Annotated in this window: 20 protein-coding genes; 15 read left to right on the plus strand and 5 right to left on the minus strand. The window is 66.5% G+C overall.

What is annotated here, in order from left to right:
- Positions 1-485: PE family protein (locus tag B4U45_RS25475; protein WP_219859540.1), on the minus strand; the 485-nt coding region annotated here is incomplete at its 3' end.
- Positions 486-667: 182 nt separating this feature from the next.
- On the opposite strand from B4U45_RS25475, the gene B4U45_RS25480 reads away from it, so the two are divergent.
- Positions 668-1,348, plus strand: a complete 681-nt coding sequence (locus tag B4U45_RS25480; protein ID WP_075548242.1) for a hypothetical protein — start codon at positions 668-670, stop codon at positions 1,346-1,348.
- A 34-nt stretch (positions 1,349-1,382) separates the two neighbouring features.
- Here B4U45_RS25480 and car read toward each other — a convergent pair whose 3' ends face one another.
- Both car and B4U45_RS25490 read right to left on the minus strand, forming a co-directional pair.
- Positions 1,383-4,928 carry a carboxylic acid reductase gene (gene car / locus B4U45_RS25485; RefSeq protein WP_219859541.1) on the minus strand — a complete coding sequence of 1,182 codons (3,546 nt, stop codon included), beginning with the start codon at positions 4,926-4,928 and terminating at the stop codon, positions 1,383-1,385.
- 141 nt (positions 4,929-5,069) lie between these two features.
- The gene (locus tag B4U45_RS25490; RefSeq protein WP_176358317.1) at positions 5,070-5,534 is read right to left on the minus strand and encodes a MarR family winged helix-turn-helix transcriptional regulator; all 465 of its coding nucleotides are present in this window, start codon (positions 5,532-5,534) and stop codon (positions 5,070-5,072) included.
- Positions 5,535-5,593: 59 nt separating this feature from the next.
- On the opposite strand from B4U45_RS25490, the gene B4U45_RS25495 reads away from it, so the two are divergent.
- Positions 5,594-6,466: an alpha/beta fold hydrolase gene (locus B4U45_RS25495; RefSeq protein WP_075548240.1), complete on the plus strand. Its 873-nt coding sequence runs from the start codon at positions 5,594-5,596 to the stop codon at positions 6,464-6,466.
- Here the strand turns inward: B4U45_RS25495 and gabT are convergent.
- Positions 6,416-7,765 carry a 4-aminobutyrate--2-oxoglutarate transaminase gene (gene gabT / locus B4U45_RS25500; RefSeq protein WP_075548239.1) on the minus strand — a complete coding sequence of 450 codons (1,350 nt, stop codon included), beginning with the start codon at positions 7,763-7,765 and terminating at the stop codon, positions 6,416-6,418. The two genes, B4U45_RS25495 and gabT, sit on opposite strands and share 51 nt — an antisense overlap.
- 207 nt (positions 7,766-7,972) lie before the next feature.
- Here gabT and yajC point away from each other — a divergent pair, with 207 nt between their 5' ends.
- The 6 genes from yajC (at position 7,973) to B4U45_RS25530 (ending at position 16,251) form a co-directional block, all read left to right on the plus strand.
- Positions 7,973-8,350, plus strand: coding sequence for a preprotein translocase subunit YajC (gene yajC, locus B4U45_RS25505; protein WP_075548238.1), 378 nt, complete (start codon positions 7,973-7,975; stop codon positions 8,348-8,350).
- Positions 8,351-8,465: 115 nt separating this feature from the next.
- Positions 8,466-10,235 carry a protein translocase subunit SecD gene (secD, locus tag B4U45_RS25510; RefSeq protein WP_075548237.1) on the plus strand — a complete coding sequence of 590 codons (1,770 nt, stop codon included), beginning with the start codon at positions 8,466-8,468 and terminating at the stop codon, positions 10,233-10,235.
- Between the two features lie 4 nt (positions 10,236-10,239).
- Positions 10,240-11,544: a protein translocase subunit SecF gene (gene secF, locus B4U45_RS25515; RefSeq protein WP_075548236.1), complete on the plus strand. Its 1,305-nt coding sequence runs from the start codon at positions 10,240-10,242 to the stop codon at positions 11,542-11,544.
- Positions 11,545-11,633: 89 nt separating this feature from the next.
- Positions 11,634-13,268 carry an ABC transporter substrate-binding protein gene (locus B4U45_RS25520; RefSeq protein ID WP_176358320.1) on the plus strand — a complete coding sequence of 545 codons (1,635 nt, stop codon included), beginning with the start codon at positions 11,634-11,636 and terminating at the stop codon, positions 13,266-13,268.
- 10 nt (positions 13,269-13,278) lie between these two features.
- Positions 13,279-13,818, plus strand: coding sequence for an adenine phosphoribosyltransferase (locus B4U45_RS25525; protein ID WP_075548234.1), 540 nt, complete (start codon positions 13,279-13,281; stop codon positions 13,816-13,818).
- A gap of 69 nt (positions 13,819-13,887) precedes the next feature.
- Complete coding sequence (locus tag B4U45_RS25530) at positions 13,888-16,251, plus strand: RelA/SpoT family protein (RefSeq protein ID WP_075548233.1); 2,364 nt, start codon at positions 13,888-13,890, stop codon at positions 16,249-16,251.
- Between the two features lie 170 nt (positions 16,252-16,421).
- Here B4U45_RS25530 and B4U45_RS25535 read toward each other — a convergent pair whose 3' ends face one another.
- Entirely contained in the window at positions 16,422-17,321 is a 900-nt protein-coding gene (locus B4U45_RS25535) for a peptidylprolyl isomerase (protein ID WP_075548232.1), read from the minus strand.
- Between the two features lie 44 nt (positions 17,322-17,365).
- Here B4U45_RS25535 and B4U45_RS25540 point away from each other — a divergent pair, with 44 nt between their 5' ends.
- The 7 genes from B4U45_RS25540 to B4U45_RS25570 all read left to right on the plus strand — a co-directional run bounded on the left by B4U45_RS25540 (position 17,366) and on the right by B4U45_RS25570 (position 23,859).
- Positions 17,366-18,040 carry an MBL fold metallo-hydrolase gene (locus tag B4U45_RS25540; protein WP_075548254.1) on the plus strand — a complete coding sequence of 225 codons (675 nt, stop codon included), beginning with the start codon at positions 17,366-17,368 and terminating at the stop codon, positions 18,038-18,040.
- Complete coding sequence (gene hisS, locus B4U45_RS25545) at positions 18,037-19,299, plus strand: histidine--tRNA ligase (protein WP_219859542.1); 1,263 nt, start codon at positions 18,037-18,039, stop codon at positions 19,297-19,299. Before B4U45_RS25540 ends, hisS begins: the two co-directional genes overlap by 4 nt.
- A gap of 222 nt (positions 19,300-19,521) precedes the next feature.
- Positions 19,522-20,286, plus strand: a complete 765-nt coding sequence (locus tag B4U45_RS25550) for a class I SAM-dependent methyltransferase (protein WP_075548230.1) — start codon at positions 19,522-19,524, stop codon at positions 20,284-20,286.
- Positions 20,287-20,492: 206 nt separating this feature from the next.
- Positions 20,493-21,506 carry a tyrosine-type recombinase/integrase gene (locus B4U45_RS25555; protein ID WP_306770956.1) on the plus strand — a complete coding sequence of 338 codons (1,014 nt, stop codon included), beginning with the start codon at positions 20,493-20,495 and terminating at the stop codon, positions 21,504-21,506.
- Between the two features lie 298 nt (positions 21,507-21,804).
- Positions 21,805-22,818 carry a hypothetical protein gene (locus B4U45_RS25560; protein WP_075548228.1) on the plus strand — a complete coding sequence of 338 codons (1,014 nt, stop codon included), beginning with the start codon at positions 21,805-21,807 and terminating at the stop codon, positions 22,816-22,818.
- Positions 22,734-23,462, plus strand: coding sequence for a tyrosine-type recombinase/integrase (locus B4U45_RS25565; RefSeq protein WP_099222703.1), 729 nt, complete (start codon positions 22,734-22,736; stop codon positions 23,460-23,462). Before B4U45_RS25560 ends, B4U45_RS25565 begins: the two co-directional genes overlap by 85 nt.
- Complete coding sequence (locus B4U45_RS25570) at positions 23,452-23,859, plus strand: DUF6262 family protein (protein ID WP_075548226.1); 408 nt, start codon at positions 23,452-23,454, stop codon at positions 23,857-23,859. Before B4U45_RS25565 ends, B4U45_RS25570 begins: the two co-directional genes overlap by 11 nt.
- The last annotated feature ends 13 nt before the right edge of the window (positions 23,860-23,872 follow it).

The following is a 23,872-nucleotide window of genomic DNA, read 5'->3' on the forward strand; positions in this document are numbered from 1 at the left end:
CCCCCCGCACCGCCGGGCTGCCCGGCCGTCGTCTGGGAAAAACCGTTGCCGCCGTTGCCGTACAAAATGCCCCCGGCCCCGCCGTTAGGACTTGTCGCCGTCCCGTCCGCGCCATTGCCGATGAACGGCCGCCCGAACAACGTCTGGGCGGGCGCGTTGATGGCGCCCAACAAGCTTTGCTCCAACGTCTGCAACGGCGTGACGTTAGCCGCCTCGGCGCCCGCATACGCCCCACTGGCCGCGTTCAACGTCTGGACGAAACTCTGATGAAGCTGCGCGACCTGGGCGCTCACCGACTGATACTGCGCGGCGTAGCCGTTGAACAGTGCCGTAATGGCCTGCGACACCTCGTCGGCACCGGCCGCCAGCACTCCTGTCGTGGACGATGCCGCCGCGGCGTTTGCCGTACTCAGCGACGTGCCGATGGTGGCCGCATCCTGCGCTGCCGCTGTCAGAAACTCCGGAACTGCGAACACAAACGACATCGAACCCTCCCGAGACCCGTTACGTGACGTACGCCACGGCTGTAAGCAATGCCGGAGGTAATTGTCAACGTTTCGGCAAACGTTGTCAGCGGTTTCGCCAGATCGAGCGGTCATCGCGCGCCCGGGCGTTACATCGCCAGAGCGTCGGGGTACCCAAGCCGGTACCTAACGAGGAGGCTGCCATGAAGCACACAGAAGACCGCCCCGCAACGCTGCGGATGCCGCGCTCCCGCGGAGTGGTGACCGGATTGCTCCTAGTGATTCTGGGCGCCTGGGGTGCGCTGATTCCGTTCATCGGTCCCCGATTCGATTTCGCCTACACCCCGGGTCAGGTGTGGACCGCCGCGCGGGGCTGGCTCGAGGTGTTGCCGGGCGTCGCCGCGGCGCTCGGGGGTCTGCTGCTGATCATTTCCGGCAATCGCGCCATCGCAATGCTCGGTGGCTGGCTGGCCGCCCTCGCCGGTGCATGGTTCGTGGTCGGCACCCAGTTCGCCCCGCTGTTGCGGATCGGCTCGGTGGGGGATCCGGTCGCCGTAACGGATCGCAAGCGCGCTGCGTTGGAGCTCGCCTACTTCTCCGGCTTGGGGGTGCTGATCGTCTTCCTGGCCGGCGCGGTCCTGTCTCGCCTGGCGGTGCGGCTGGCCCGTGATGTCCGGCCGGTGCCTGCCGCGCCGCCGGCTGACGAACAGGTCGCTGCGGCGGACGAACCCGCGGCCGGGGCGTCGCCAGAACCGTATTCGGACGCAAAGTATTCCGAAGCCCTCACCATGCCGCGGGAACAAAAAATGCCGGCGGCGAGCGGTGAAGCCGCAAGCACCGAGCACCGCAGCCGGTTCCTGCGCCGACACCGTGCCGGCGTGTAAGCCAGCGGGCAGGGCCCGCGTCACTGCCGGCTATTCAGAGCAGTCCGAGCAAACGCAGGTCACTGAGGTACTTCGCGATGATCTGCGGCGAGATGTGCGGAATATCCTTATCCGGGCCTACTTTCGCGTCCTGCACGGCCGCTCGGAACCGGTCGGTCGGAGCCATCGACCCGTGCAGCGGCGGCGCCGGTTTCTGGTAGTTGTGCAGCAACGGCAGTAGTGACGCCTGACGCTGCTTTTCGGGCAGGCCGCGCAGCGCGGTCTCGAATCGTCGCAGCCAGTCGCCGTAGTCGTCGATGCGGTGGATGGCACATCCGGCCCCATTAGTCGGGGAGACGAGCCAGTCGACGAACTGGTCCATCCCGATGCCGTCGTCGTACGGGTTCATCACGTGGTAGGTCTGGAAGCCGCCCCCGCCGCGGGCGCCCAGCGTCGCGATGGCCTCGGCAATGAACTCCACCGGCAAGCCGTCGTAGTGTGCACGCTGGCGGTTGCCGTCGGCATCCAGCTCGTAGAACGAACCGGGTGCGATGCCGGTGGCCACCAGGCTCAGCATCATCCGGGTGAACATGTCCGGCACGTTGAGCTGACCCGCCCACGTGGTGTCGGCCAGGATCATGTCGCAGCGGAACACCGCGACCGGCAGCCCGCACAGATCATGGGCCTCGCGCAATAGCACCTCGCCGGCCCACTTGCTGTTGCCGTAGCCGTTGGCGTAACTGTCGTTGATCTGCCGGGTCGCGCTGATTCGCCGGATGTCGGCGTCCTCGGTGAACGTGCCCGGCTCGATCTGATCCCCCACCCCGATGGTCGACACGTAGGTGTAGGGCTTGATCTTCGTGGTGAGCGCCAACCGGATCAGTTCGGCGGTGCCCAGCGCGTTGGGCCCGAACAGCTCGCTGTAGGGCAGCACGTGGTTGACCAGAGCGGCCGGGTCGACGATCAGGTCAACGGTGTCGGCCAGCCGCTGCCAGGCCGCCGGGTCCAGACCGAGGTTGGCCTCGCCCTTGTCGGCCGCGAGGACCTCGAGGTGGTCGGCCGCCAGCCGCCGGTAGTGCGCCAGCAGCTCGGGGTCGCCACTGTCGAACGTCTTGTCCAGGCGTGCCCGGGCATCGTCGTCCGACTTCGCCCGCACCAGGGCGATCACCTTGCCGTCGACCAGGTCCATGCGGTCCAGCCAGTCCAGCGCCAGGTAGCGGCCCAAAAAGCCGGTCGCGCCGGTCAACAGGACGGTGCGCACCTCGGCGCTTGGGCGCGGCAGCGCGGGCGCGGCCACCAGGGTGGATGCGTCGATGAACCTGTCTAGGGTGAGGTCGCTCGCGTGCACCTCCAGCGCGTCCCGGCCGTGGATCACCGCGAACGTGGGCCGCTTGCTGCCCTGCCGCTCGCCCTCGATGTAGTCGGCGATCGCTGCCAGGTCGCTCGCCGGGCTGACGATCACACCCACTGGCACGTCGACGTCGAAGATCTCCCGCAGCAGGTTGCCAAATGTCAACGCGGACAACGAGTCTCCACCTAGATCGGTGAAGTGCGCGTCGGGTGACAAGTCGGTGCTCGCCGCGCCCAGCAGGGCCACCACCGCCCGACTCACTGTTTCGCGCACCGGCGCATCGGCGCCGCTGCGCCGCAGCTCGCTCAGCTCGTTGGCCTGGCTCGCGGCCAGCTCGCTGTACAGCTGTTCGAGCCGATCGCCGTAGTGTTGCTTCAGCCTCGGCCACGCCAGCTTGCGGATACCGGTGAGCAGACCGTTCTCCAGCGTGAATGGCGTTGTCTCGATGATGAAGTCGCGCGGCACCTCGTAGGACTGCAGGCCTGCCTCCTTCGCCACGGTCTGCAGCGAGTCGGCGATCAGCGGCTTCAAGGCCGCTATGTCAGTGCCCGCCGAGCTCGCCAGCGCTTCTTCGGTGGGGACTACGACGGCCAACAGGTAGGGATGCGCGCTGTTGCCGTAGACGTAGATCTGGCGCACCAGCGGGCTATTGCCGAACGCCGCCTCCAGCTTGGCGACGGTCACGAACTCGCCCTGGGCAAGCTTCAGCACGTTGTTGCGGCGGTCCACGTACACCAGCCGGTCCGGAGCGACCTCCGCCACGACGTCTCCGGTCCGGTAGTAGCCGTCCGCGTCGAACACGCCGGCCGTAACCTCCGGCCGCTTGTAATAGCCCGGGAACATGTTCTCGGTCTTGACCAGCAACTCGCCCCGCGGATACGGCTGGTCGGTGCTGAAATAGCCCAGATCGGGAACGTCGACCAGCTTGTAGTCGATCACCGGAGGACGCTGAACTTCACCGTCGAACAAGACCATCCCGGCCTCGGTGGAGCCGTAACCGTCGAGCAGCGGGATCTCCAGCAGCGCTTCCGCCCAGTTCCGCAGCTCCGGGGAAATGGGCGCTGAGCCCGTCATCGCGAAGATGTAGCGCCCACCCAGCAGGTCCTGGCGTTGCTCGGCCATGACCTGGGCTTCGACGGCCTCGCGGGCGGCGGGGTCACCGGGATCAATCGAGCGCTGGTCGACCGCGCGCCGGTATTCGCTGTACAAGGTCTCCCAGATCCGCGGCACGAAGTTCAACTCGGTGGGCCGCACCAGCCGCAGGTCCTCCAGCAGCGTCGAGAGGTCACTCCTGGCCGCGAAGTACGCGGTGCCGCCGTTGCCCAGCGTGCCGTAAAGGATTCCGCGTCCCATGATGTGGCTCATCGGCATGAAGTTGAGGGTGATCGAGGCCGCGGTGGGCCCGAACCAGTTTTTACTCGACCGGCGCCACATCTTGCCGACGTTGCTCTGTCGATACATCGCACCCTTGGGCGCGCCGGTGCTGCCGGAGGTGTAGATCAGCAGCGCCAGCGAGTCGGTGTGGCCCGACACCGCCGGTGGCTCGACAACCGGCCCCGCCGGCAGCGTTGTGCCGCGGTCCAGGACATCCTCTAGGGTCTGGACCACCACCGCCGTGTCCGCCAGCCGCTCCCGCGCCGTGTCGAGCGCCTCGCGCTGGTCGTCCACCTCGGGGTGATAGTCGAACACCACCAGCTTGGCCGGAAGATGACCGCTCAACAGCACGTCCACGGCATCCGACAGCTGATTCACACTGGCCGCCATCATCGTGGGCTCGGTCTCGGCCACGATCGGCTGCAGCTGGGTGACCGCCGCACTGGTCTGCAGCGGCACCGACACCGCCCCGATCATCGCCAGCGCCATGTCGATGGTGGTGTAGTCGAGGCTGTTGAAGCCCAGCACGCAGACCCGGTCGTCGGCGCGCACCGAGTCGTGGGTGAGGGCGCGCGCCAGTGCACCGACCCGGTCGCCTAGCTGACGGTAGGTGATGGTCTCGAAGTGGGGCAGCGGCCGCACCGAGGTGCGGCCGTTCTGGGCGTCGGTGAGGTACTCGACAGCGCGCTGCCCGAGCGCGGGCCGGTCGGCGTAGCCCTGCAGCGCGGTCCAGATGATCTCCGGCAGGCTCAGGCCGGGTTTTTCCAGGGCGGCGGCGATTGCCGGGTCCGGCTTGGCGGCGGCGAACTGTGCGTCGTCGTGGATCAGGGTTTCGATGCGGCGTTCGAGGTGCTTGTCACGAGTAGTAGTCGACATGACAGTTCCTTGCGGTCACTGAGGCGAAAGATGGTTCGCGCCACGCTGCGCTGAGCAACTAGAACGTTAGCGAAACTAACGGTATTCCACAACGGTCGGCATCCGCCCGCACTGTGAGATGGCGCACGTCGGTGGGCGGGGTTACCGGCGCGCTTCGTCGGGATCGAGGCTGTCGAGCAGTCGTTGCATGGTGTCACACATATGCCCGAAGTCGCCGGTGCCGACCAGTTTCGACCATCGCGCCTCGATGTCGGCGACCCGCTCGCCCGCGTCGGCAAGCAACCGATGTCCGCGGTCGGTGAGTTCGATCAGCTTGGCTCGCCCGTCGTCGGGGTCGGCCCGCCTGGTCAGGTACCCCAACGCGCATAGATCGTTTACCAACTCCGAGGTCGCCGCGAGGCTGAGCTGTGCGCGGGCCGCCAGTTCGGTGAGCCGGACACCGCCGGTGCCGATATTGCCGAAGATCTGCAGGTGCGGATCACGGACATCGCCGTAGCCGCGCGCGGCGCGGGGTTCGGCCAGCTCGCGGCGAAATTGCCGGGTCAATCGCACCAACAACTGACCCACTGCCTGCCGGTCCGCCGGCAATTCCATTGACGCCGCCATAGCCGAGGAGGATACTACGGTTACCGAAGTTTCGGGTTCCGAATTAGTTGGAGGCTCTCATGGCAGACCGCACCGATGAATTCGTCCCGACCGCCCTGGGCCGGCTGCACGTGATGCGACGGGGGACAGGACCCGTCACCGCCTTCTGGCATAGCTTGTTTCTGGATTCCCGATCGTGGGCGCCGCTGACCGACGCCCTGGAAACGCTGGCGCCGCACCGCGCCGTGGTCACTGTCGACGGGCCATCGCACGGACCCAGCGAACCGCTGCGCCGCGACTTCACGTTCGACGAATGCACCCGCGCCGCGGTTGAGGTCCTCGACGGGCTCGGCATCGCCGAACCGGTCGACTGGGTCGGCAACGCTTGGGGCGGACACGTCGGCATCCTGTTGGCCGCCACCCAACCACGGCGGATCCGCACGTTGACCACCATCGGCACCCCGGTGCCGGCGCTGAGCACCCGGTTCCGCTGGACCAAGGCCTGGCCGTTGGTGGCGCTGTATCGGTGGTCGGGACCGACGCGGTTTCTGTGCGGCGCGCTTTCCGATGCTCTGCTGGGGTCCGATGCCGTTGCCGCGCAACCGGATCAGGCTCAGGCGGTTATCGACGCATTTCGTCGCGCCGACCGCTCCGGCATGTTGCACGCGATGCGCTCGATGATGCTGAAGCGACCCGACCTGAGCGAGTATCTGCCGCGGGTGGCCGCGCCCACCCTGATGCTGGCCGCCCGCGACGACGACGAAGGCTGGCCGCTGCAGCAGGCCGAGGCTGCCTGCGCCACCATGCGCAACGCCCGCGCCGGCCAGCTGTCCGGTAGCGCGAGGGTGGCGCCACTGCTGCTGGACGCCGAGCTGATCGCGCGAACCCTGCTCGGCTTCTGGTCAGAGGTCGCCCAGGATCCCGCACATGATGTCGAGGCCTTCGGCCAGTAGCTCGTCGGTAATGGTCAGCGGCGGCAGTAGCCGAACGATGTTGCCGAACATGCCGCAGGTCAACAGGACCACCCCGGCGCGGTGGGCCGCGGCGGCCAGTTTCTCGGTCAGCACGGCATCGGGTTCTGCGGTTCCGGACTTCACCAGTTCGACGGCGATCATGGCGCCGCGGCCACGCACGTCGCCCACTCGGTCGTCGGCCGCCTGCAGCCGCAACAACCGGTCCATGATCTGCTGCTCGATCTGCCGGGCCCGTTCCACCAGGCCCTCGCGTTCAATGGTTTCGATGGTGGCCAGCGCGGCCGCACACGCGACCGGGTTGCCGCCGAAGGTGCCGCCCACACCGCTGGCGTGCGGTGCATCCATGATCTCGGCCCGACCGGTCACCGCGGACAGCGGCAGGCCGTCGGCGATGCCCTTGGCGGTGACGATCAGGTCCGGCTCCAGGCCGCGGGGGCCCTCGTGCTCGCAGGCGAACATCGCGCCGGTGCGGGCAAAGCCGGTCTGCACCTCGTCGGCGATGAAGACCACGTCGTTGGCACGGCACCAGTCCAGCAGCGCGGGCAGGAACCCGTCGGCGGGAACAATGAAACCGCCCTCGCCCTGGATGGGCTCGATGATGACGGCGGCCAGGTTGGCCGCGCCCACCTGCTTGTCGATGACGCTGATGGTCCGGGCGGCGGCCAGTTCACCATCGGTGGCCAGCTCCTTGTCGAGCAGCCCGTCGCGGTAGGGGTAGGACAGCGGTGCCCGGTAGATCTCCGGAGCGAACGGGCCGAAGCCGCTCTTGTAGGGCATGGACTTGGCGGTCAGCGCCATCGTCATGTTGGTGCGGCCGTGATACGCGTGGTCGAACGCGACCACCGCGGGCTTGCGGGTGTACGCGCGGGCGATCTTGATGGCGTTCTCGACCGCCTCGGCGCCGGAGTTGAACAACGCCGAGCGCTTCTCGCCGGCGCCCGGGGTGATCCGGTTGAGCTGTTCGGCGACCGCTACGTACTGCTCGTAGGGCGTCACCATGAAACAGGTATGGGTGAACTGCGCCACCTGCGCGCGCACCGCGTCCACGACGTGGGGAGAAGAGTTGCCGATCGTGGTGACCGCTATTCCGGAACCCAGATCGATGAGCCGGTTCCCGTCGGCGTCCTCGAGGATTCCCCCGCCGGCGCGGACGACGAACACCGGCAGCATGACCCCTACGCCACTGGACACCGCCGCGACCCGCCGTTTGTTCAGTTCCAGTGAGGCGGGACCCGGGATTTCGGTGACCAGGTGGCGTGTCTGCTCGAGGCTGGCCACGCGTCCTCCTCTCCTCGCGGCGCGGCGGTCATGTTCGCGGGTAAAGCCTATCGGTTCGCCGCGGCGGTACGGCCCTGCCGGGCCGGTCCGTTCGCGACCTGCGGGAATGGCAGACTGGACGGTTACGAGGCGTGCGAGCTTCCGAGTCGAGTTCGGCGCCGCCCTCGAAATGTCGAGGGATACCGCATACGAAAGACAGGCGTGTTGATGGAGAGTTTGGTCTTATTCCTGCCGTTCCTGCTCATCATGGGCGGGTTCATGTATTTCGCGTCGCGGCGTCAGCGACGCGCCATGCAGGCCACCATCGACCTGCATGAGTCGCTGGAGCCGGGGGACCGGGTGCACACCACGTCCGGGATGGAAGCCACCGTCGTGGGCATCACCGACGACACCGTCGACCTCGAGATCGCCCCTGGCGTGGTGACCACGTGGATGAAGCTGGCGATCCGCGACCGGATCCTGCCGGACACCGATGAGGATCACGACGATGACACCCACGAGGACCTGGACGAGGAACCGGCCCACCCGGACGACGACGAGCAGGTACCAGCCGGCGACGAGAGCCGAGCGACCAAGGAGTCCTGAGGGTTCCCGACCGGACTGCTGACCAGACCGACAAGCCCGGTTGCGCGACGTGCCCCGGAGCGCCACGTAGGCTCTGTTGGGGGTAAGAACCGACTTTCAAGGAGACATACGGAACGTGGCATCGTCTTCGGCGCCGGTGCATCCTGCCCGCTACCTGTCCGTATTCCTGGTGCTACTCATCGGCGTTTACCTGCTGGTGTTCCTCACCGGCGACAAGAAGGCCGCCCCGAAACTGGGTATCGACCTACAGGGCGGAACCCGCGTCACGTTGACCGCGCGTACCCCCGACGGCACGGCGCCGAGTCGGCAGGCGTTGAACCAGGCTCAGCAGATCATCAGCGCCCGGGTCAATGGTCTTGGCGTGTCGGGCTCCGAGGTCGTCGTCGACGGCGACAACCTGGTCATCACGGTGCCCGGGAACGACGGCAACGAGGCCCGCAACCTCGGCCAGACCGCCCGGCTCTACATCCGTCCGGTGCTCAACTCGATGCCGGCACAGCCCGCGCAGGAAGAGCCCAAGCCGCCCGCGGGAACGCCGCCACCCGGCCAGCCCGGGGCGCCGGCCGCGCCGCCATCGGGGGCCCCGGCCGCACCACCGTCAGGGGCCCCGGCGCAACCGCGGCCTTACCCTCAGGAGCCGCCGCCGTCACCTGCTCCGGCGCCGACTCCGAGTGCCAGCCCCGCTCCGCCGAGCGCCGGCGGGGCGCCGCCAGCCGACCTGCCGCCCGGTGAGCAGCCGGCACCCCCGGATCCGCGCAAGGACCTGGCCGAGCGCATCGCGCAGGAGAAGAAGTGGCGGCAGAGCACCAGCCCCTACATCCAGATGGTCGCCCTGCAATTCGAGGCCACCCGCTGCGACAAAGAGGACATCCTGGCCGGCAACGACGACCCCAAGCTGCCGCTGGTGACCTGCTCGACCGACCACAAGACCGCTTACCTGTTGGAGCCGTCGATCATCAGCGGCGACCAGATTCAAGACGCCAGCTTCGGGATGGACCAGCGAGGCGTCGGCTACGTCGTCGATCTGCAATTCAAGAGCGGGGCCGCCGACGAGTGGGCCCGCTACACCGCGGCCCACCTGGGCAAACAGACCGCCTTCACCCTGGACTCGCAGGTCGTCAGCGCGCCGCAGATTCTGGAGCCGATACCCGGCGGCCGGACCCAGATCAGCGGGGGAGACCCGCCGTTCACCGCGGCGGCCGCGCGCCAGCTCGCCAACGTCTTGAAATACGGGTCGCTGCCGCTGTCCTTCGAATCCTCGGAGGCCCAAACGGTTTCGGCGACATTGGGTTTGACGTCGCTGCGAGCGGGCCTGATCGCCGGCGGGATCGGTCTGGCGCTGGTGCTGGTCTATTCGCTGCTGTACTACCGGGTGCTGGGCCTGCTGACGGCGCTGTCGCTGGTCGCTTCGGGCGCAATGGTTTTCGCGATCTTGGTGCTGCTCGGCCGCTATATCAACTACACCCTCGACCTGGCGGGCATCGCGGGTCTGATCATCGGTATCGGTACCACCGCCGACTCGTTCGTGGTGTTCTTCGAACGCATCAAAGACGAGATCCGCGAAGGCCGTTCGTTCCGATCGGCGGTGCCGCGCGGTTGGGCCCGGGCCCGCAAGACGATCGTGTCGGGCAACGCGGTCACCTTCCTGGCCGCTGCTGTGCTGTACTTCCTGGCGATCGGACAGGTGAAGGGATTCGCATTCACCTTGGGTCTCACCACGATCCTGGACCTGGTGGTGGTGTTCCTGGTGACCTGGCCGCTGGTGTACTTGGCCTCCAAGTCGTCGACGCTGGCCAAGCCGGCCTACAACGGACTGGGAGCCGTGCAGCAGGTCGCGCGCGAGCGCCGGGCTCAAGCGGGTGCCGCCAAGACGGGACGGGGATAACGCCATGACGTCCAAGACCAAGACCAAGACCGAAACCGACACCGGCAACGCGGCCCAAGGCGCGGTAGAGCTCAGCGGCCCCGACCCCGACCGGGCCACCAGCGGGGTGCAGCGCAGCTTTTTGTCCCGGCTCTACACCGGCACGGGTGCGTTCGAGGTGGTGGGACGCCGCAAGCTCTGGTACGGCGTCAGCGGTGCGATCGTCGCGATCGCCATCTTGAGCATCATCGTGCGCGGGTTCACTTTCGGGATCGATTTCAAGGGCGGCACGACGGTGTCGTTTCCCCGCGGCGACGTGAAAGTGACCGAGGTCGAAGAGGTGTTCCACAAGACCCTGGGCAGCGATCCCGAATCGGTGGTGACGGTCGGCAAGGGAGCCTCGGCGACGGTGCAGATCCGCTCGAAGACCTTGTCCAACGCCCAGACGGAAAAGCTGCGCGATTCCCTGTTCGACGCGTTCCACCCCCAAGGCGCCGACGGCAAACCCAGCAAGAAGGCCATCAGCGATGCGGCGGTATCGGAGACCTGGGGCGACCAGATCACCAAGAAGGCGGTGATTGCGCTGGTGGTGTTCCTGGTTCTGGTCGCGATCTACATCACCGTGCGCTACGAGCGGTACATGACCATCTCCGCCATTGCGGCCATGGTCTTTGACCTGACCGTCACCGCCGGCGTCTATGCGCTGGTGGGCTTCGAAGTCACCCCGGCGACCGTCATCGGGCTGCTGACGATTCTCGGGTTCTCGATCTATGACACCGTCATCGTGTTCGACAAGGTCGAAGAAAACACCAACGGCTTCCAGCACACCACCCGGCGCACCTTCGCCGAGCAGGCCAACCTGGCGGTCAACCAGACCTTCATGCGCTCCATCAACACCAGCCTGATCTCGGTGCTGCCGGTGGTGGCGCTGATGGTGGTGGCGGTGTGGCTGCTGGGCGTGGGCACGCTCAAGGACCTGGCACTGGTACAGCTGATCGGCATCATCGTGGGGACCTATTCGTCGATCTTCTTCGCAACGCCGCTGCTGGTCACCTTGCGGGAACGCACTGACCTGGTACGCACCCATACCCGCCGGGTGCTCAAACGCCGCGCTGCCGCCTCGCCGGCGGCTGGCGAGCAAGGCGAGGACACCGCCGCAGAACTGACTGAATCCGCCGCCCTCGAGGCCTCACCGCAGGCATCCGACCATCCACAGAAGGCGGACAGCAAACCGGCGGTGTCGACCAAGCCGGCACCGGGTGCCCGGCCGGTGCGGCCCTCCGGCACCAAGCAACGTCCGACCGGCAAGCGGAACGCCGGTCGGCGGTAGGAGTCATGGCCACCTGGCGCCGCCACGGCGGAGGCAATTTCGGCCAGTGGTCCGGATTGCGGAAAGCCTTGCGCGGCAATGTCGTCGGGATGACCGTTGGCACCGCCGCGACGGTGGCGGTGGCCGCCACGCTGACCGCCTGTTCGGGGAGTGCCGCCGGTCAGATCGATTACGTCGTCGACGGTGCGCTGCCGACCTACAACACCAACACCGTCATCGGCGCCGCCTCGGCCGGAGCGCAGGCGTTTGCCCGGGTGCTCACCGGCTTCGGCTATCACGGGCCCGACGGTCAGGTGGTCGCCGACCACGACTTCGGCACCATCTCGGTGGTGGGCGGCTCGCCGCTGGTGCTCGACTATCAGATCGCTGACAACGCCGTCTATTCCGATGGCAAGCCGGTGACCTGCGACGACCTGGTATTGAGTTGGGCCGCGCAATCCGGGCGGTTTCCCGGTTTCGACGCAGCCACGCAGGCCGGCTATATCGACATCGCCAATATCGAGTGCACACCGGGCCAAAAGAAGGCCCGGGTGTCGTTCATCCCGGATCGCGGGGTCGTCGATTACACGCAGCTGTTCGGCGCGACGTCGCTGATGCCGTCACACGTGATCGCCGAGCAGCTCAACACCGATATCACCGCGGCGCTGCTCACCAACAAGGTGCCTGTGGTGGAACAGATTGCGCGACTGTGGAATACCACGTGGGACCTCAAGCCTGGCCTCAAACCCGACGAGATTTCGAAGCACTTCCCGTCATCGGGCCCGTACAAGATCGAATCCGTCCTCGATGGTGGCGCGGTGGTGCTTGTCACCAATGACCGTTGGTGGGGCGCCAAGGCGATCACCAAGCGGGTCACCGTCTGGCCGCAGGGAGCCGATATTCAGGATCGGGTCAACAACCGCAACGTCGACGTGGTGGACGTGGCGGCCGGATCGTCAGGGGCACTGGCCACTCCGGACAACTATCAGCGCACCGACTCGCCGTCCGACGGGATAGAACAGCTGATCTTCGCGCCGCGCGGGCCGCTGGCCGACGTCCGCGCCCGCCGCGCCGTCGCCCTGTGTACGCCGCGGGAGGCGATCGCCCGGGATGCCGGGGTTGCGGTCGCCAACTCACGTCTGTCCCCGGCCACCGAGGATGCTGTCGCCGCGGCCGACGGCGCGGCCGAGGCCAGTCAGTTCATCAAGGGTGATCCCGCCGCCGCCCGCGATGCGCTGGGGGGCTCGCCACTATCGGTGCGGATCGGCTACCGCGGGCCCAATGCGCGGCTGGCGGCCATCGTCGGGGCGATCGCCAAGTCCTGCGCGCCGGCAGGAATCACCGTTGCCGATGTGACGTTAGACACATCGGGTCCACAGGCCCTGCGGGACGGGAAGATCGATGTGCTGTTGGCCAGCACGGGTGGGGCAACCGGCAGCGGGTCCACCGGATCGTCGGCTATGGACGCCTATGACCTGCACAGCGGCAACGGAAACAACCTGTCGGGCTACGCGAATCCGCAGATCGACAACATCATCGGGGCGTTGGCGGTTTCCGCCGACCCCGCCGAGCGTGTCAGATTGCTCGCCGAGGCGGCGCCGGTACTGTGGGCTGAAATGCCGACGTTGCCGTTGTGCCGGCAGCAGCGCACGTTGTTGATGTCGAAAAAGATGTATGCCGTGAGCAGAAATCCGACCCGCTGGGGTGCGGGCTGGAATATGGACCGATGGGCGCTAATGCAATGAGGCTGCAGTGATGACTGTCAGGGGGAGCGCTCCCGTCGCCGACGTGATCGCGTCGCTGACCCGTGATGTCGCGGATTTTCCGACGCCCGGAATCCAGTTCAAGGACCTCACCGCGTTGTTCGCCGACCGCGAGGCGATGGGTGCGGTGATCGACGCGCTCGCTGATGTCGCCTCCGGCGCGGATTTGGTCGCCGGCATCGAATCGCGTGGTTCTGTGGTCGCGGCGGCCCTCGCCGCGCGGCTGGGCACCGGCGTGCTGTCGATCCGCAAGAGCGGCAAGCTGCCGCCGCCGGTGCTTACCGAGGAGTACGACCGGGAATACGGCGCGGCCAGTATGGAGATTCCCGCCGACAGCCTGGAGTTGCGGGGCCGCAACGTCGTGCTCATCGACGACGTGCTGGCCACCGGCGGAACCCTCAGCGCGGCAACACGGTTGCTCGAGCGCACCGGTGCCATGGTGACCGGGGTGGCCGTGGTCGTCGAACTCACGGCACTGGGTGGGCGTGCGGCGATCGCGCCGTTGCCGGTGCACAGCTTGAGCCAGGCCTAGCTCAGCGGCCTGAGGACAGGCCCTGTACCACGATTGAAGGAGATATCCTCAAGGTCGGAGGTGACGACTGTGGCGGATGACCAAAACGCAGCGCAAGCTGTGGCGTCGCCGGTCGAAGCGCCGCCGGTCATCGAAGCGCCCGAGTCGTCGCCGGTCGAGACCCTCAAAACCAGCAGCAGCGCTTCTCGCCGGGTTCGGGCCCGGCTGGCACGACGGATGACCGCTCGCAGCGGTGCCATCAACCCGGTGCTCGAGCCGCTGGTGGCGGTGCACCGGGAGATCTACCCCAAGGCCGACCTGTCGATGCTGCAGCGGGCCTACGAGGTCGCAGATCAACGACATGCCGGCCAGTTTCGACACTCCGGAGATCCCTACATCACCCACCCGCTGGCCGTCGCCAACATTCTCGCCGAGCTGGGTATGGACACCACCACCCTGGTGGCCGCACTGCTGCACGACACCGTCGAAGACACCGGTTACACCCTCGAAGCGCTGTCCGAGGATTTCGGCGAAGAGGTGGGCCATCTCGTCGACGGGGTGACCAAACTGGACCGCGTCGTGCTCGGCAGCGCCGCCGAAGGCGAGACCATCCGCAAGATGATCATCGCGATGGCGCGCGATCCGCGGGTGCTGGTGATCAAGGTGGCCGACCGGCTGCACAACATGCGCACCATGCGCTTCCTGCCGCCGGAGAAGCAGGCCCGCAAGGCCCGCGAAACATTGGAAGTCATTGCGCCGCTTGCGCATCGGCTGGGTATGGCCAGCGTCAAATGGGAACTGGAAGACCTGTCGTTCGCGATCCTGCATCCCAAGAAGTACGAGGAGATCGTGCGGCTGGTCGCCGGCCGCGCGCCGTCGCGAGACACCTACCTGGCCAAGGTTCGCACCGAGATCATCAACACCCTGGGCGCCTCGAAAATCAAGGCGACCGTTGAAGGTAGGCCCAAGCACTACTGGTCGATTTACCAGAAGATGATCGTCAAGGGCCGCGACTTCGACGACATCCACGACCTGGTCGGCATCCGCATCCTCTGCGACGAGATCCGGGACTGTTATGCCGCTGTGGGCGTGGTGCATTCGCTGTGGCAGCCGATGGCCGGACGGTTCAAGGACTACATTGCCCAGCCCAGATACGGGGTGTACCAGTCGCTGCACACCACCGTCGTCGGGCCCGAGGGTAAGCCGCTGGAGGTGCAGATCCGCACCCGCGATATGCACCGCACCGCCGAATACGGCATCGCCGCACACTGGCGCTACAAGGAAGCCAAGGGCCGCAACGGCGTTCCGCATCCGCATGCCGCCGCCGAGATCGACGACATGGCCTGGATGCGTCAGCTGCTCGATTGGCAACGCGAGGCCGCCGACCCCGGCGAGTTCTTGGAGTCGTTGCGTTATGACCTTGCGGTACAAGAGATTTTCGTGTTCACTCCGAAGGGCGATGTGATCACCTTGCCCACCGGATCGACACCGGTGGACTTCGCCTACGCGGTTCACACCGAGGTCGGTCACCGCTGCATCGGCGCCCGGGTCAACGGCCGGCTGGTGGCGCTGGAACGCAAGCTGGAAAACGGCGAAGTGGTCGAGGTTTTCACCTCCAAGGCGCCCAATGCCGGGCCGTCGCGAGACTGGCAGCAGTTCGTGGTGTCGCCGCGGGCCAAGACGAAGATCCGCCAATGGTTCGCCAAGGAGCGGCGTGAGGAGGCGCTGGAGGCCGGCAAAGAGGCGATGGCGCGCGAAGTGCGTCGCGGCGGACTTCCGTTGCAGCGCTTGGTCAATGGCGAATCCATGGCGGCCGTGGCACGCGAACTGCACTACGCCGACGTGTCCGCGCTTTACACCGCGATCGGTGAGGGCCATGTGTCGGCCCGCCATGTCATGCAGCGGCTGCTGGCCGAGCTCGGCGGGATCGACCAGGCCGAGGAGGAGCTTGCCGAGCGGTCCACGCCCACCACGATGCCGCGCCGCCAGCGCAGCAGCGACGACGTCGGGGTGTCGGTGCCCGGTGCCCCGGGTGTGCTCACCAAGCTGGCCAAGTGCTGCACCCCGGTGCCGGGCGACCAGATCATGGGGTTCGTCACCCGCGGCGGCGGCGTCAGCGTGCACCGCACCGACTGCACCAATGCCACGTCGCTGCAGCAGCAGGCCGAGCGCATCATCGAAGTGCTCTGGGCGCCCTCACCGACGTCGGTGTTCCTGGTCGCCATCCAGGTCGAGGCGCTCGATCGGCACCGGCTGCTGTCGGACATCACCCGGGTGCTCGCCGACGAGAAGGTGAATATCCTGTCCGCGTCGGTCACGACTTCGGGTGACCGGGTGGCGATCAGCCGGTTCACCTTCGAGATGGGTGATCCCAAGCATCTCGGCCATCTGCTCAACGTCGTCCGCAATGTCGAAGGCGTCTACGACGTGTACCGGGTGACTTCCGCTGCTTAGAAGCGTCCGGGATCCACGCAATTCAGTTGCCGAGTCTGCGCTCACGGCGCCGAACCTGCGCCTACTGCGCTAGATCGCCCAAAGGTCAAGCACTCAGCGCAGTCTCGGCAAGCGCCTGTTCGACTCGGCGCGACGGCCAGCAGATGGGCCGGGCTGCTGCGAGGTTATCGCTAGTCGAGCAGCAACGACTTGATGACGACGTCGAGGGCGGGCGGGCCGTCCTCACCGCCGCCGGCGACACCGGCCTCGGCGATCTTGTCCAGGGTGGCCAGTCCGTCGGCCTGGATGGTGCCGAAAACGGTGTACTCGGGTGGCAGCGCCGAGTCGCGATAGACCATGAAGAATTGGCTGCTGTTGGTGTCGGGTCCCGCGTTGGCCATGGCCAGGGTGCCCCGCGGATAGATGACCGGCTCCTTGAGCTTCGGGTCGTTCGGCGGGTACTGGTTGGTCGGGTATTCGTTGGCGAACTGATAGCCCGGCCCGCCGGTGCCGTCACCCTTGGGATCACCACACTGCAGCACCGACAGTGACGACGAGGTGGTCAGCCGATGGCATTTGGTGTCTTTGAAGAAGCCCTGCTGGGCCAGGCTGGCGAAACTGTTGACCGTGCACGGTGACTCGTTGTTGGCCAGCATCAGGCCGACCTTGCCTTGGCTGGTCATCATGCTGGCGCTGATCTGCGCCGGCTCGGTGGGCACCTTGCCGGTGCGCGGCGGCTTGGCCTCTTTGGCAGCCTTGTCGGGCGACGGCGGGTACTGGCAGTTGGCGCCCAGATTGGCCGGCGCCTTGAATGCCGGCATCGGCACGGCGTTGCCAAGCTGCACCGGCGGCAGACCGGTCGCCGAAGGCGAGTTGGGCGCGGAGCTGCTGGGGCTGGCTGACGTGGTCCCTTTGTGGTCGTCCTTGTTGACGAAGATGACGTACACCACCGCGGCGACCACGGCTACCGCGACCACGGAAGCCCCGATGATTGTTGCGATGCGGCGCCGCTTGGCCTGCTTGGCGCGGCGTTCCAGCTGGCGTTCGAGTTTGCGCTTGGCGGTGGCACGTCGCTGCTGATTGGTCGGCACGGCCGATATCTTTCCATGACGCCGGGAATGGGAGACTGGTGACCGTGTTGATCACCGGATTCCCCGCCGGCGTGCTGGCATGCAATTGTTACGTGCTGGCCGAGCGGCCCGGAACTGACGCCGTCATCGTGGACCCCGGCCAGCGTGCGCTGGGCCCGCTGCGTCGCATCCTGGACGAAAACCGGCTGACCCCCGCCGCGGTACTGATCACCCATGGGCACATCGACCACATGTGGTCCGCCCAGAAGGTCTCCGACACCTTCGGCTGCCCCACCTACATCCACCCCGAGGACCGGTTCATGCTGACCGACCCGATCTACGGCCTGGGGCCGCGGGTGGCGCAGCTGGTCGCCGGGGCGTTCTTCCGGGAGCCCAAGCAAGTCGTCGAACTGGACCGCGACGGCGACAAGATCGACCTCGGCAACGTTTCCGTCAACGTCGACCACACGCCCGGGCATACCCGCGGATCGGTGTGCTTCCGGGTGTTGCAGGCCAGCAAGGACGACCGGGATGTCGTGTTCACCGGCGACACGCTGTTCGAGCGCTCGATCGGACGCTCCGACCTGTTCGGCGGCAGCGGCCGCGACCTGCTGCGCTCCATCGTCGACAAGCTCCTGGTGCTCGACGACAAGACCGTGGTGCTGCCCGGCCACGGCAACGCCACCACCATCGGCGCCGAGCGGCGCTTCAACCCGTTCCTCGAAGGCCTGAGCCCGTGACCGAATTCTCGGCTCCCAAGGGAGTCCCCGACTACTACCCACCGGACTCCGCGCAGTTCGTCGCGGTGCGCGACGGCCTGCTCGGTGCGGCTCGCCGGGCAGGTTACGGGTATATCGAGTTGCCGATCTTCGAGGACACGGCGCTGTTTGCCCGCGGGGTGGGTGAGTCCACCGACGTGGTGTCCAAGGAGATGTACACCTTCGCCGACCGCGGCGACCGGTCGGTGACGCTGCGGCCGGAGGGCACCGCCGGGGTGGTGCGGGCGGTGATCGAACACGGACTGGACCGCGGCGCGTTGCCCGTGAAGCTGAGTTACGCCGGGCCGTTTTTCCGCTACGAGCGGCCTCAAGCCGGCCGGTATCGGCAGTTGCAGCAGGTCGGCGTGGAGGCGATCGGCGTCGACGACCCGGCGCTGGACGCCGAGGTGATCGCCGTGGCCGACGCCGGTTTCCGGTCGCTGGGCCTGGCGGGGTTCCGCCTGGAAATCACCTCGCTGGGCGATGAGACCTGTCGGCCGCAGTACCGGGAGCTGTTGCAGGAGTTCCTGTTCGGGCTCGACCTTGATGAGGAAACGCGGCGCCGCGCCCAGCTGAACCCGTTGCGGGTGCTCGACGACAAGCGCCCGGCGGTGCGGGCACTGACGGCCGATGCGCCGGTGCTGCTCGATCACCTGTCCGATACGGCCAAGCAGCACTTCGACACCGTGCTGTCGCACCTGGACGCGCTCGGGGTGCCCTATGTGATCAATGCGCGCATGGTGCGTGGGCTGGATTACTACACCAAGACGACGTTCGAGTTCGTCCACGACGGGTTGGGCGCGCAGTCCGGTATCGGCGGCGGTGGCCGATACGACGGCCTGATGCGCCAGCTCGGCGGACAGGATTTGTCGGGTATCGGGGTCGGGCTGGGCGTCGACCGGACGCTGCTTGCCCTGCATGCCGAAGGCAAGAGCGTGGGCGAGACGACCCGCTGCGACGTATTCGGCGTGCCGCTCAGCGAGCAGGCCAAGCTGAAACTGGCGGTGCTGGCCGCGCAGTTGCGCGCCTCCGGGGTGCGCGTCGACCTGGCCTACGGCGACCGCGGGCTCAAAGGCGCGATGCGCGCGGCCGACCGGTCCGGTGCGCGGATCGCGCTGGTCGTCGGCGATCGCGACATCGAGGCGGCCACGGTGGGGGTGAAGGACCTCACGACCGGTGGCCAGGTCTCGGTGCCGACGGATGCTGTTGTCGCCGAGGTGATTTCACGATTGACTTGGTAAGTCTTGAGCATCTTTCAACCACTGACGAACGCCATCAGTGTCGCAGCACGCTGCTACAATCGAAAATATGTTCCCCGGGGTCTTCGGGACCGTGTCCTCGATGTAGTGAACCGGAGTGAAGGTCGGCTTCAAGTCCGGTCCTCTGGTGTTATCTCGGGTCTGTTGCAGGCGATGGGGTCGGTAGCGCCTTGACCGGCGTTTCTGATCGGACACACTGGACAGATGTTCCGGGCGGTCGACTATGACGACGGGCTCCATCGCGGCTACGAACTAGGTCGGGGGCTCTCGTGGGACGCCGTAATGGCATGGCGCGCGGCGCTTACCCGCTGGCTTCCGCACCAGCGGCCGCTGGCCGTTCTTGAGCTGGGCTCTGGCACCGGACGATTCAGCCGGTTTATTGCCGACGTTGGCGGCGGTCGGGTGTATGCGGTCGAGCCCTCGCACCGTATGAGAGCTATCGCGGTTGCAGAACACCGCCACGACCGGGTGCACTGCCTCGCCGGTCGCGCGGAGGCCATCCCGCTTGCGGCAGCGAGTTGCGACGCCGCCGTGCTGTTCTTTGTCCTGCACCACGTTGCCGATCTCGAAGCTGCCGCCGGCGAGCTGGCGCGTGTCCTGCGCGACGGCGGTCGCGTACTCGTCGCCGGTAGCTTTTCCGAGCGGCTACATCCGCGCACCTACTACCGCTACTTGCCGCGTGCGCGCGAGATTGAGTCGGAGTTGTTTCCAAAGCTTGAGGACGTCGCTCGCACCTTCGGGAAAACGGGACTCACAATCACCGGGTTCGACGAGGTCGAGCACGAGGTCGCTGACAGCCTTGCCTCCTACCGCAGCAGGCTCGGGTACCGGGCGATCTCAACCTTCGAGCACATGACTGAAGACGAAATCAACGAGGGACTTTCGCGCCTTTCAACAGACGCTGACGCCGAGCACGGGCTGCAGCCCGTCCGACACGTCCACGATCTCGTTACCTTCAGCCTCAGTTGAGCCATCGGACGGAACGGAATTCGCGGCCGGGCGACGCAAGAAAACGAAATGTCGGTGGGGGTCGTTAGCGTCGCCATAGGTAATTCCTCGATGGCTGAGACCAGAAGGGGGCGGCGTTGCGGGTGCAGCAGGTCCTGGCGCCGGGCGGCGGTCCGGAGTCGTGGACAGTGGTGGATGAGCGGTTCGCAGTGGTCGAGCCAGCGGATGTGTTTCTGGCTCATTTGACAGCGATTGAGCGGTCGCCCGGAACGGTCCGGGCCTATGCGTTCGATCTCCGAGACTACTTCGAGTTTTTGACTGCCCATGGGATTAATTGGCGGACAGTGCGTTTGGAACATCTCGGCCGGTTCGTCGGCTGGTTACGTCTGCCACCGACGATGCGGAATGCATCAGTGACGTCGCTTCCGACGATGGAGGCGCAGTGTTCGGCGCCAACGATCAACCGGAAGCTCGCGGCCGTGGGCTCGTTTTACATGTTCCATCACCGACACGGCGTGGACTGCGGCGAGCTGCTGTCGACGATGAAAGCCGGCGGGGCGCGAGGTTCGTGGCGACCATTTCTGGCCCACCTGGGTTCTGCTGGTGACCAACGTCGCCGGACGATCAAGCTAAAGACCCGCCGTCGGCTGCCCCGGACGTTGCCAGAGGAGTCGGTGCAGCTGATCGTCAATGCGTGTGATCGGTTGCGGGACCGGTTCTTAATCGAACTGCTCGCGGGCACCGGCATGCGGATCGGGGAGGCGCTCGGGCTACGGCATGAGGATATCGACGCCGCCGCGACCCTGATTCGAATCCGGGCCCGCCGCAACAGCAACGGCGCGCGGGTCAAGGGGGGGCAACGCGAGATTCCGGTCGCCCCGTCGTTGATTCGGCTCTATACCGACTATCTCGTCGACGAGTACGGCGAGCTGGATTGCGACTATGTGTTCGTCAATCTGTGGGGCGGATCGGTCGGCACACCCTGGCGGTATTGGAACGTGACCGACCTCGTCGGCCGGCTACGCGAACGCAGTGGAGTCGCGTTCTCAGCCCACGCATTTCGCCACACCTACGCCACCGGACTGCTCCGGCGCGGAGTCCCGGCCGAGGTTGTCCAGAAACTCCTCGGCCATGCTTCAGTGACGACCACCGCCAGCACCTATGCGCACCTGGAGGTCGAAGACCTCCGGCGAGTCCTGCGCGACAAAGGCTGCCTGGACCGCGCTGTAGAGGGCCAGTGATGACCACGCCGCTGAGGGTTGTCGGACCTGCTGGGGACGCCGAGCGCACTTCGCCGCTGCCGCTGCAGGATCAGCTTCGTGAGCTGGTGGCGTCGATTCTGGTCGACGACTGCCGGGTCTTTGTCACGGCCGATGACCCGGTGGGAGGTGGGCCGGCCTGCGCAGTGGCGGGTTGCCCTCGATCGCGCAAAGGCGACGCGACCGTATGTGCTGTTCACCACGACCGCTGGGTTGCGGCGGGGGAAAGCCCGATCTCGACCATTGGGACGATCCGGGGCCATGTCCTGGCCCTGAGTCGGTGCTCCTGGGCAGGCTTCCGCCGCCGTTGCGCCGGGAGATCGCCTACGGCATCGTCCAAGCGCGACAACACCCCAACCCGCCGTCGTTGCGGCTGGTCTCGCTGCAGGGCGCGATAGATGGCCTCGCCGACACCGGTATTCGCTCGTTGCTTGAGCCTGATGAAGACCGGTGGCCCAGCCCGGGCCGCCGGAGTCACGGCCGAATGCCCAAGCCAGTAGGCACCCTTAAGGTCGGCTTCTTCACATTCACCATCGACGAGCTCGATCGGCTACGCGGCCAGTTCGGGCACGAGCATGAATATGCCCGAGACGTCTGGCGGTTGCGGCGGCTGGGCGTCACCGGGGTTCCCGGCGGTTGGCGGCTGGACTTCCGTGATATTCAGCAGGGCTGGCTACGCGCTGCGGTCAAACAGTTCCTGCGCTGGCGCCACGACACCGGCCACAGCCCCAGCGGCATGCACCGCGACCTCACCGTGCTGACGCTGCTGTCGTCGGCAATGATCGAATGCGCTGGCACCAACGCCCGGCCTGAACAGTTCGACCGTGCCGTGATCACCCGGTTGTTGACCGTTCTGACCGAGCGGGGTCACCCACCGAATGCACGCCGCCAACGACTATCGTCGGTGCGCCGGTTCCTGGAGATCGCCCGCCAGCATGACTGGATCGCCGGGGTTCCCGCCGGTGCGGCACTGTATTCCGAAGACTTCCCCAAAGAAACCAAACTCTCACCGAGAGCCTTGCCGGCGTCGGTCATGGCGCAGCTGGAAAGCCCAGAGGACCTCGCCAAACTCACCGACCCCCGCTGGCGTCTGTTATTCCCGCTGCTCATGGAGACCGGACTGCGGCTCAACGATGCCCTACACCTGCCGCAGGACTGCGTCATCCACGACCAGCAAAACGTGAAGCGCTGGTGCCGATCTCGCCGGAAATGGCGGCAGCAATCAACGAACAAGCCGCACGGGTGCGCACCCAGTACTCAGCCAAGGCGGTGCTGTTCCCCCGCCACACCATGAACCCCGACGGCCGCCACCCAGTCAGCAGTTACGCCCACCGGACCGCGCTCGATACCTGGATACAGCAGTGCCACATCGTCGACGAGACCGGCGCACCCATGCGAGTCACTGCCCATCAATTCCGTCACACCCTGGGAACTCGGCTGATAAACAACGACGTTCCCCAGGAAGTGGTCCGCAAGATCCTCGACCACACCTCGTTGGAGATGACCGCCCACTATGCGCGCCTGCACGATGTCACCGTGCGCCGGCATTGGGAACGAGCACGCAAAGTTGACATCCACGGCAACACCATCACCATTGACCAAGACAGCCCGCTCGCCGATGCCCAGTGGGCCAAACAGCACCTGGCCCGCGCCACCATGGCGCTGCCCAACGGCTACTGCGGACTGCCGCTGCAGCAGACCTGCCCCCACGCCAATGCCTGTCTGACCTGCCCCGTCTTCATCACCACCCCCGAGTTTCTGCCCCAACATCGCGAGCAACTCGAGCTGACCCGCGGCATCATCGAGCGCGCCCGCCAACGCGGTCAGCTCCGGGTCGTCGAAATGAACCAACGCACCGCCGACAACCTGCTCACCATCATCACCAGCCTCGAAAACCCCTCACCCCCAACAGGTTCGGACACCGACGATGCGAGCTGACAACACCGCACACCTCCAAAAGGCCGCCGCGGCCCGCCGCGAACGCACACGTCAGCGAGCCGCCGACGCCCTCGACCGCCTCCAAAGCACCGGCGCCGCCGTCACCGTCGCCGGCCTCGCGCGTTCCGCCGGCGTTGCCCGCTCCTGGATCTACACCCAGCCCGACCTGCTCGACCGAATCAACACCCAGCCGGCGTCACCCCGCGCGGCGGCCAACCCTCGCACGCGCGCCAGCGAGGAATCCTGGCAGCAACGGATCGAGCTCGCCCACCAGCGGATCAAAGAACTCATCAAAGAAAACCAGCAACTCCGAACTGAACTCGCTATCGCACACGGTCAACGCAGAGCCGGACAAATTACCGCGTCCAGGACACCGTCCGCAACGCATAACCCCTGATCATGACCGGTGA

Origin of the sequence: Mycobacterium persicum, from assembly GCF_002086915.1 — a bacterium.
Taxonomy (GTDB): Bacteria; Actinomycetota; Actinomycetes; order Mycobacteriales; family Mycobacteriaceae; genus Mycobacterium; species Mycobacterium persicum.

Bases quoted from the DNA above. Each gene is read 5' to 3' on its own strand.
- B4U45_RS25480 (WP_075548242.1), top strand. From the start codon at position 668: ATGAAGCACACAGAAGACCGCCCCGCAACGCTGCGGATGCCGCGCTCC.
- car (WP_219859541.1), bottom strand. From the start codon at position 4,928: ATGTCGACTACTACTCGTGACAAGCACCTCGAACGCCGCATCGAAACC.
- B4U45_RS25490 (WP_176358317.1), bottom strand. From the start codon at position 5,534: ATGGCGGCGTCAATGGAATTGCCGGCGGACCGGCAGGCAGTGGGTCAG.
- B4U45_RS25495 (WP_075548240.1), top strand. From the start codon at position 5,594: ATGGCAGACCGCACCGATGAATTCGTCCCGACCGCCCTGGGCCGGCTG.
- yajC (WP_075548238.1), top strand. From the start codon at position 7,973: ATGGAGAGTTTGGTCTTATTCCTGCCGTTCCTGCTCATCATGGGCGGG.
- secF (WP_075548236.1), top strand. From the start codon at position 10,240: ATGACGTCCAAGACCAAGACCAAGACCGAAACCGACACCGGCAACGCG.
- B4U45_RS25520 (WP_176358320.1), top strand. From the start codon at position 11,634: ATGACCGTTGGCACCGCCGCGACGGTGGCGGTGGCCGCCACGCTGACC.
- B4U45_RS25525 (WP_075548234.1), top strand. From the start codon at position 13,279: ATGACTGTCAGGGGGAGCGCTCCCGTCGCCGACGTGATCGCGTCGCTG.
- B4U45_RS25550 (WP_075548230.1), top strand. From the start codon at position 19,522: ATGTTCCGGGCGGTCGACTATGACGACGGGCTCCATCGCGGCTACGAA.
- B4U45_RS25565 (WP_099222703.1), top strand. From the start codon at position 22,734: ATGGCGGCAGCAATCAACGAACAAGCCGCACGGGTGCGCACCCAGTAC.
- B4U45_RS25570 (WP_075548226.1), top strand. From the start codon at position 23,452: ATGCGAGCTGACAACACCGCACACCTCCAAAAGGCCGCCGCGGCCCGC.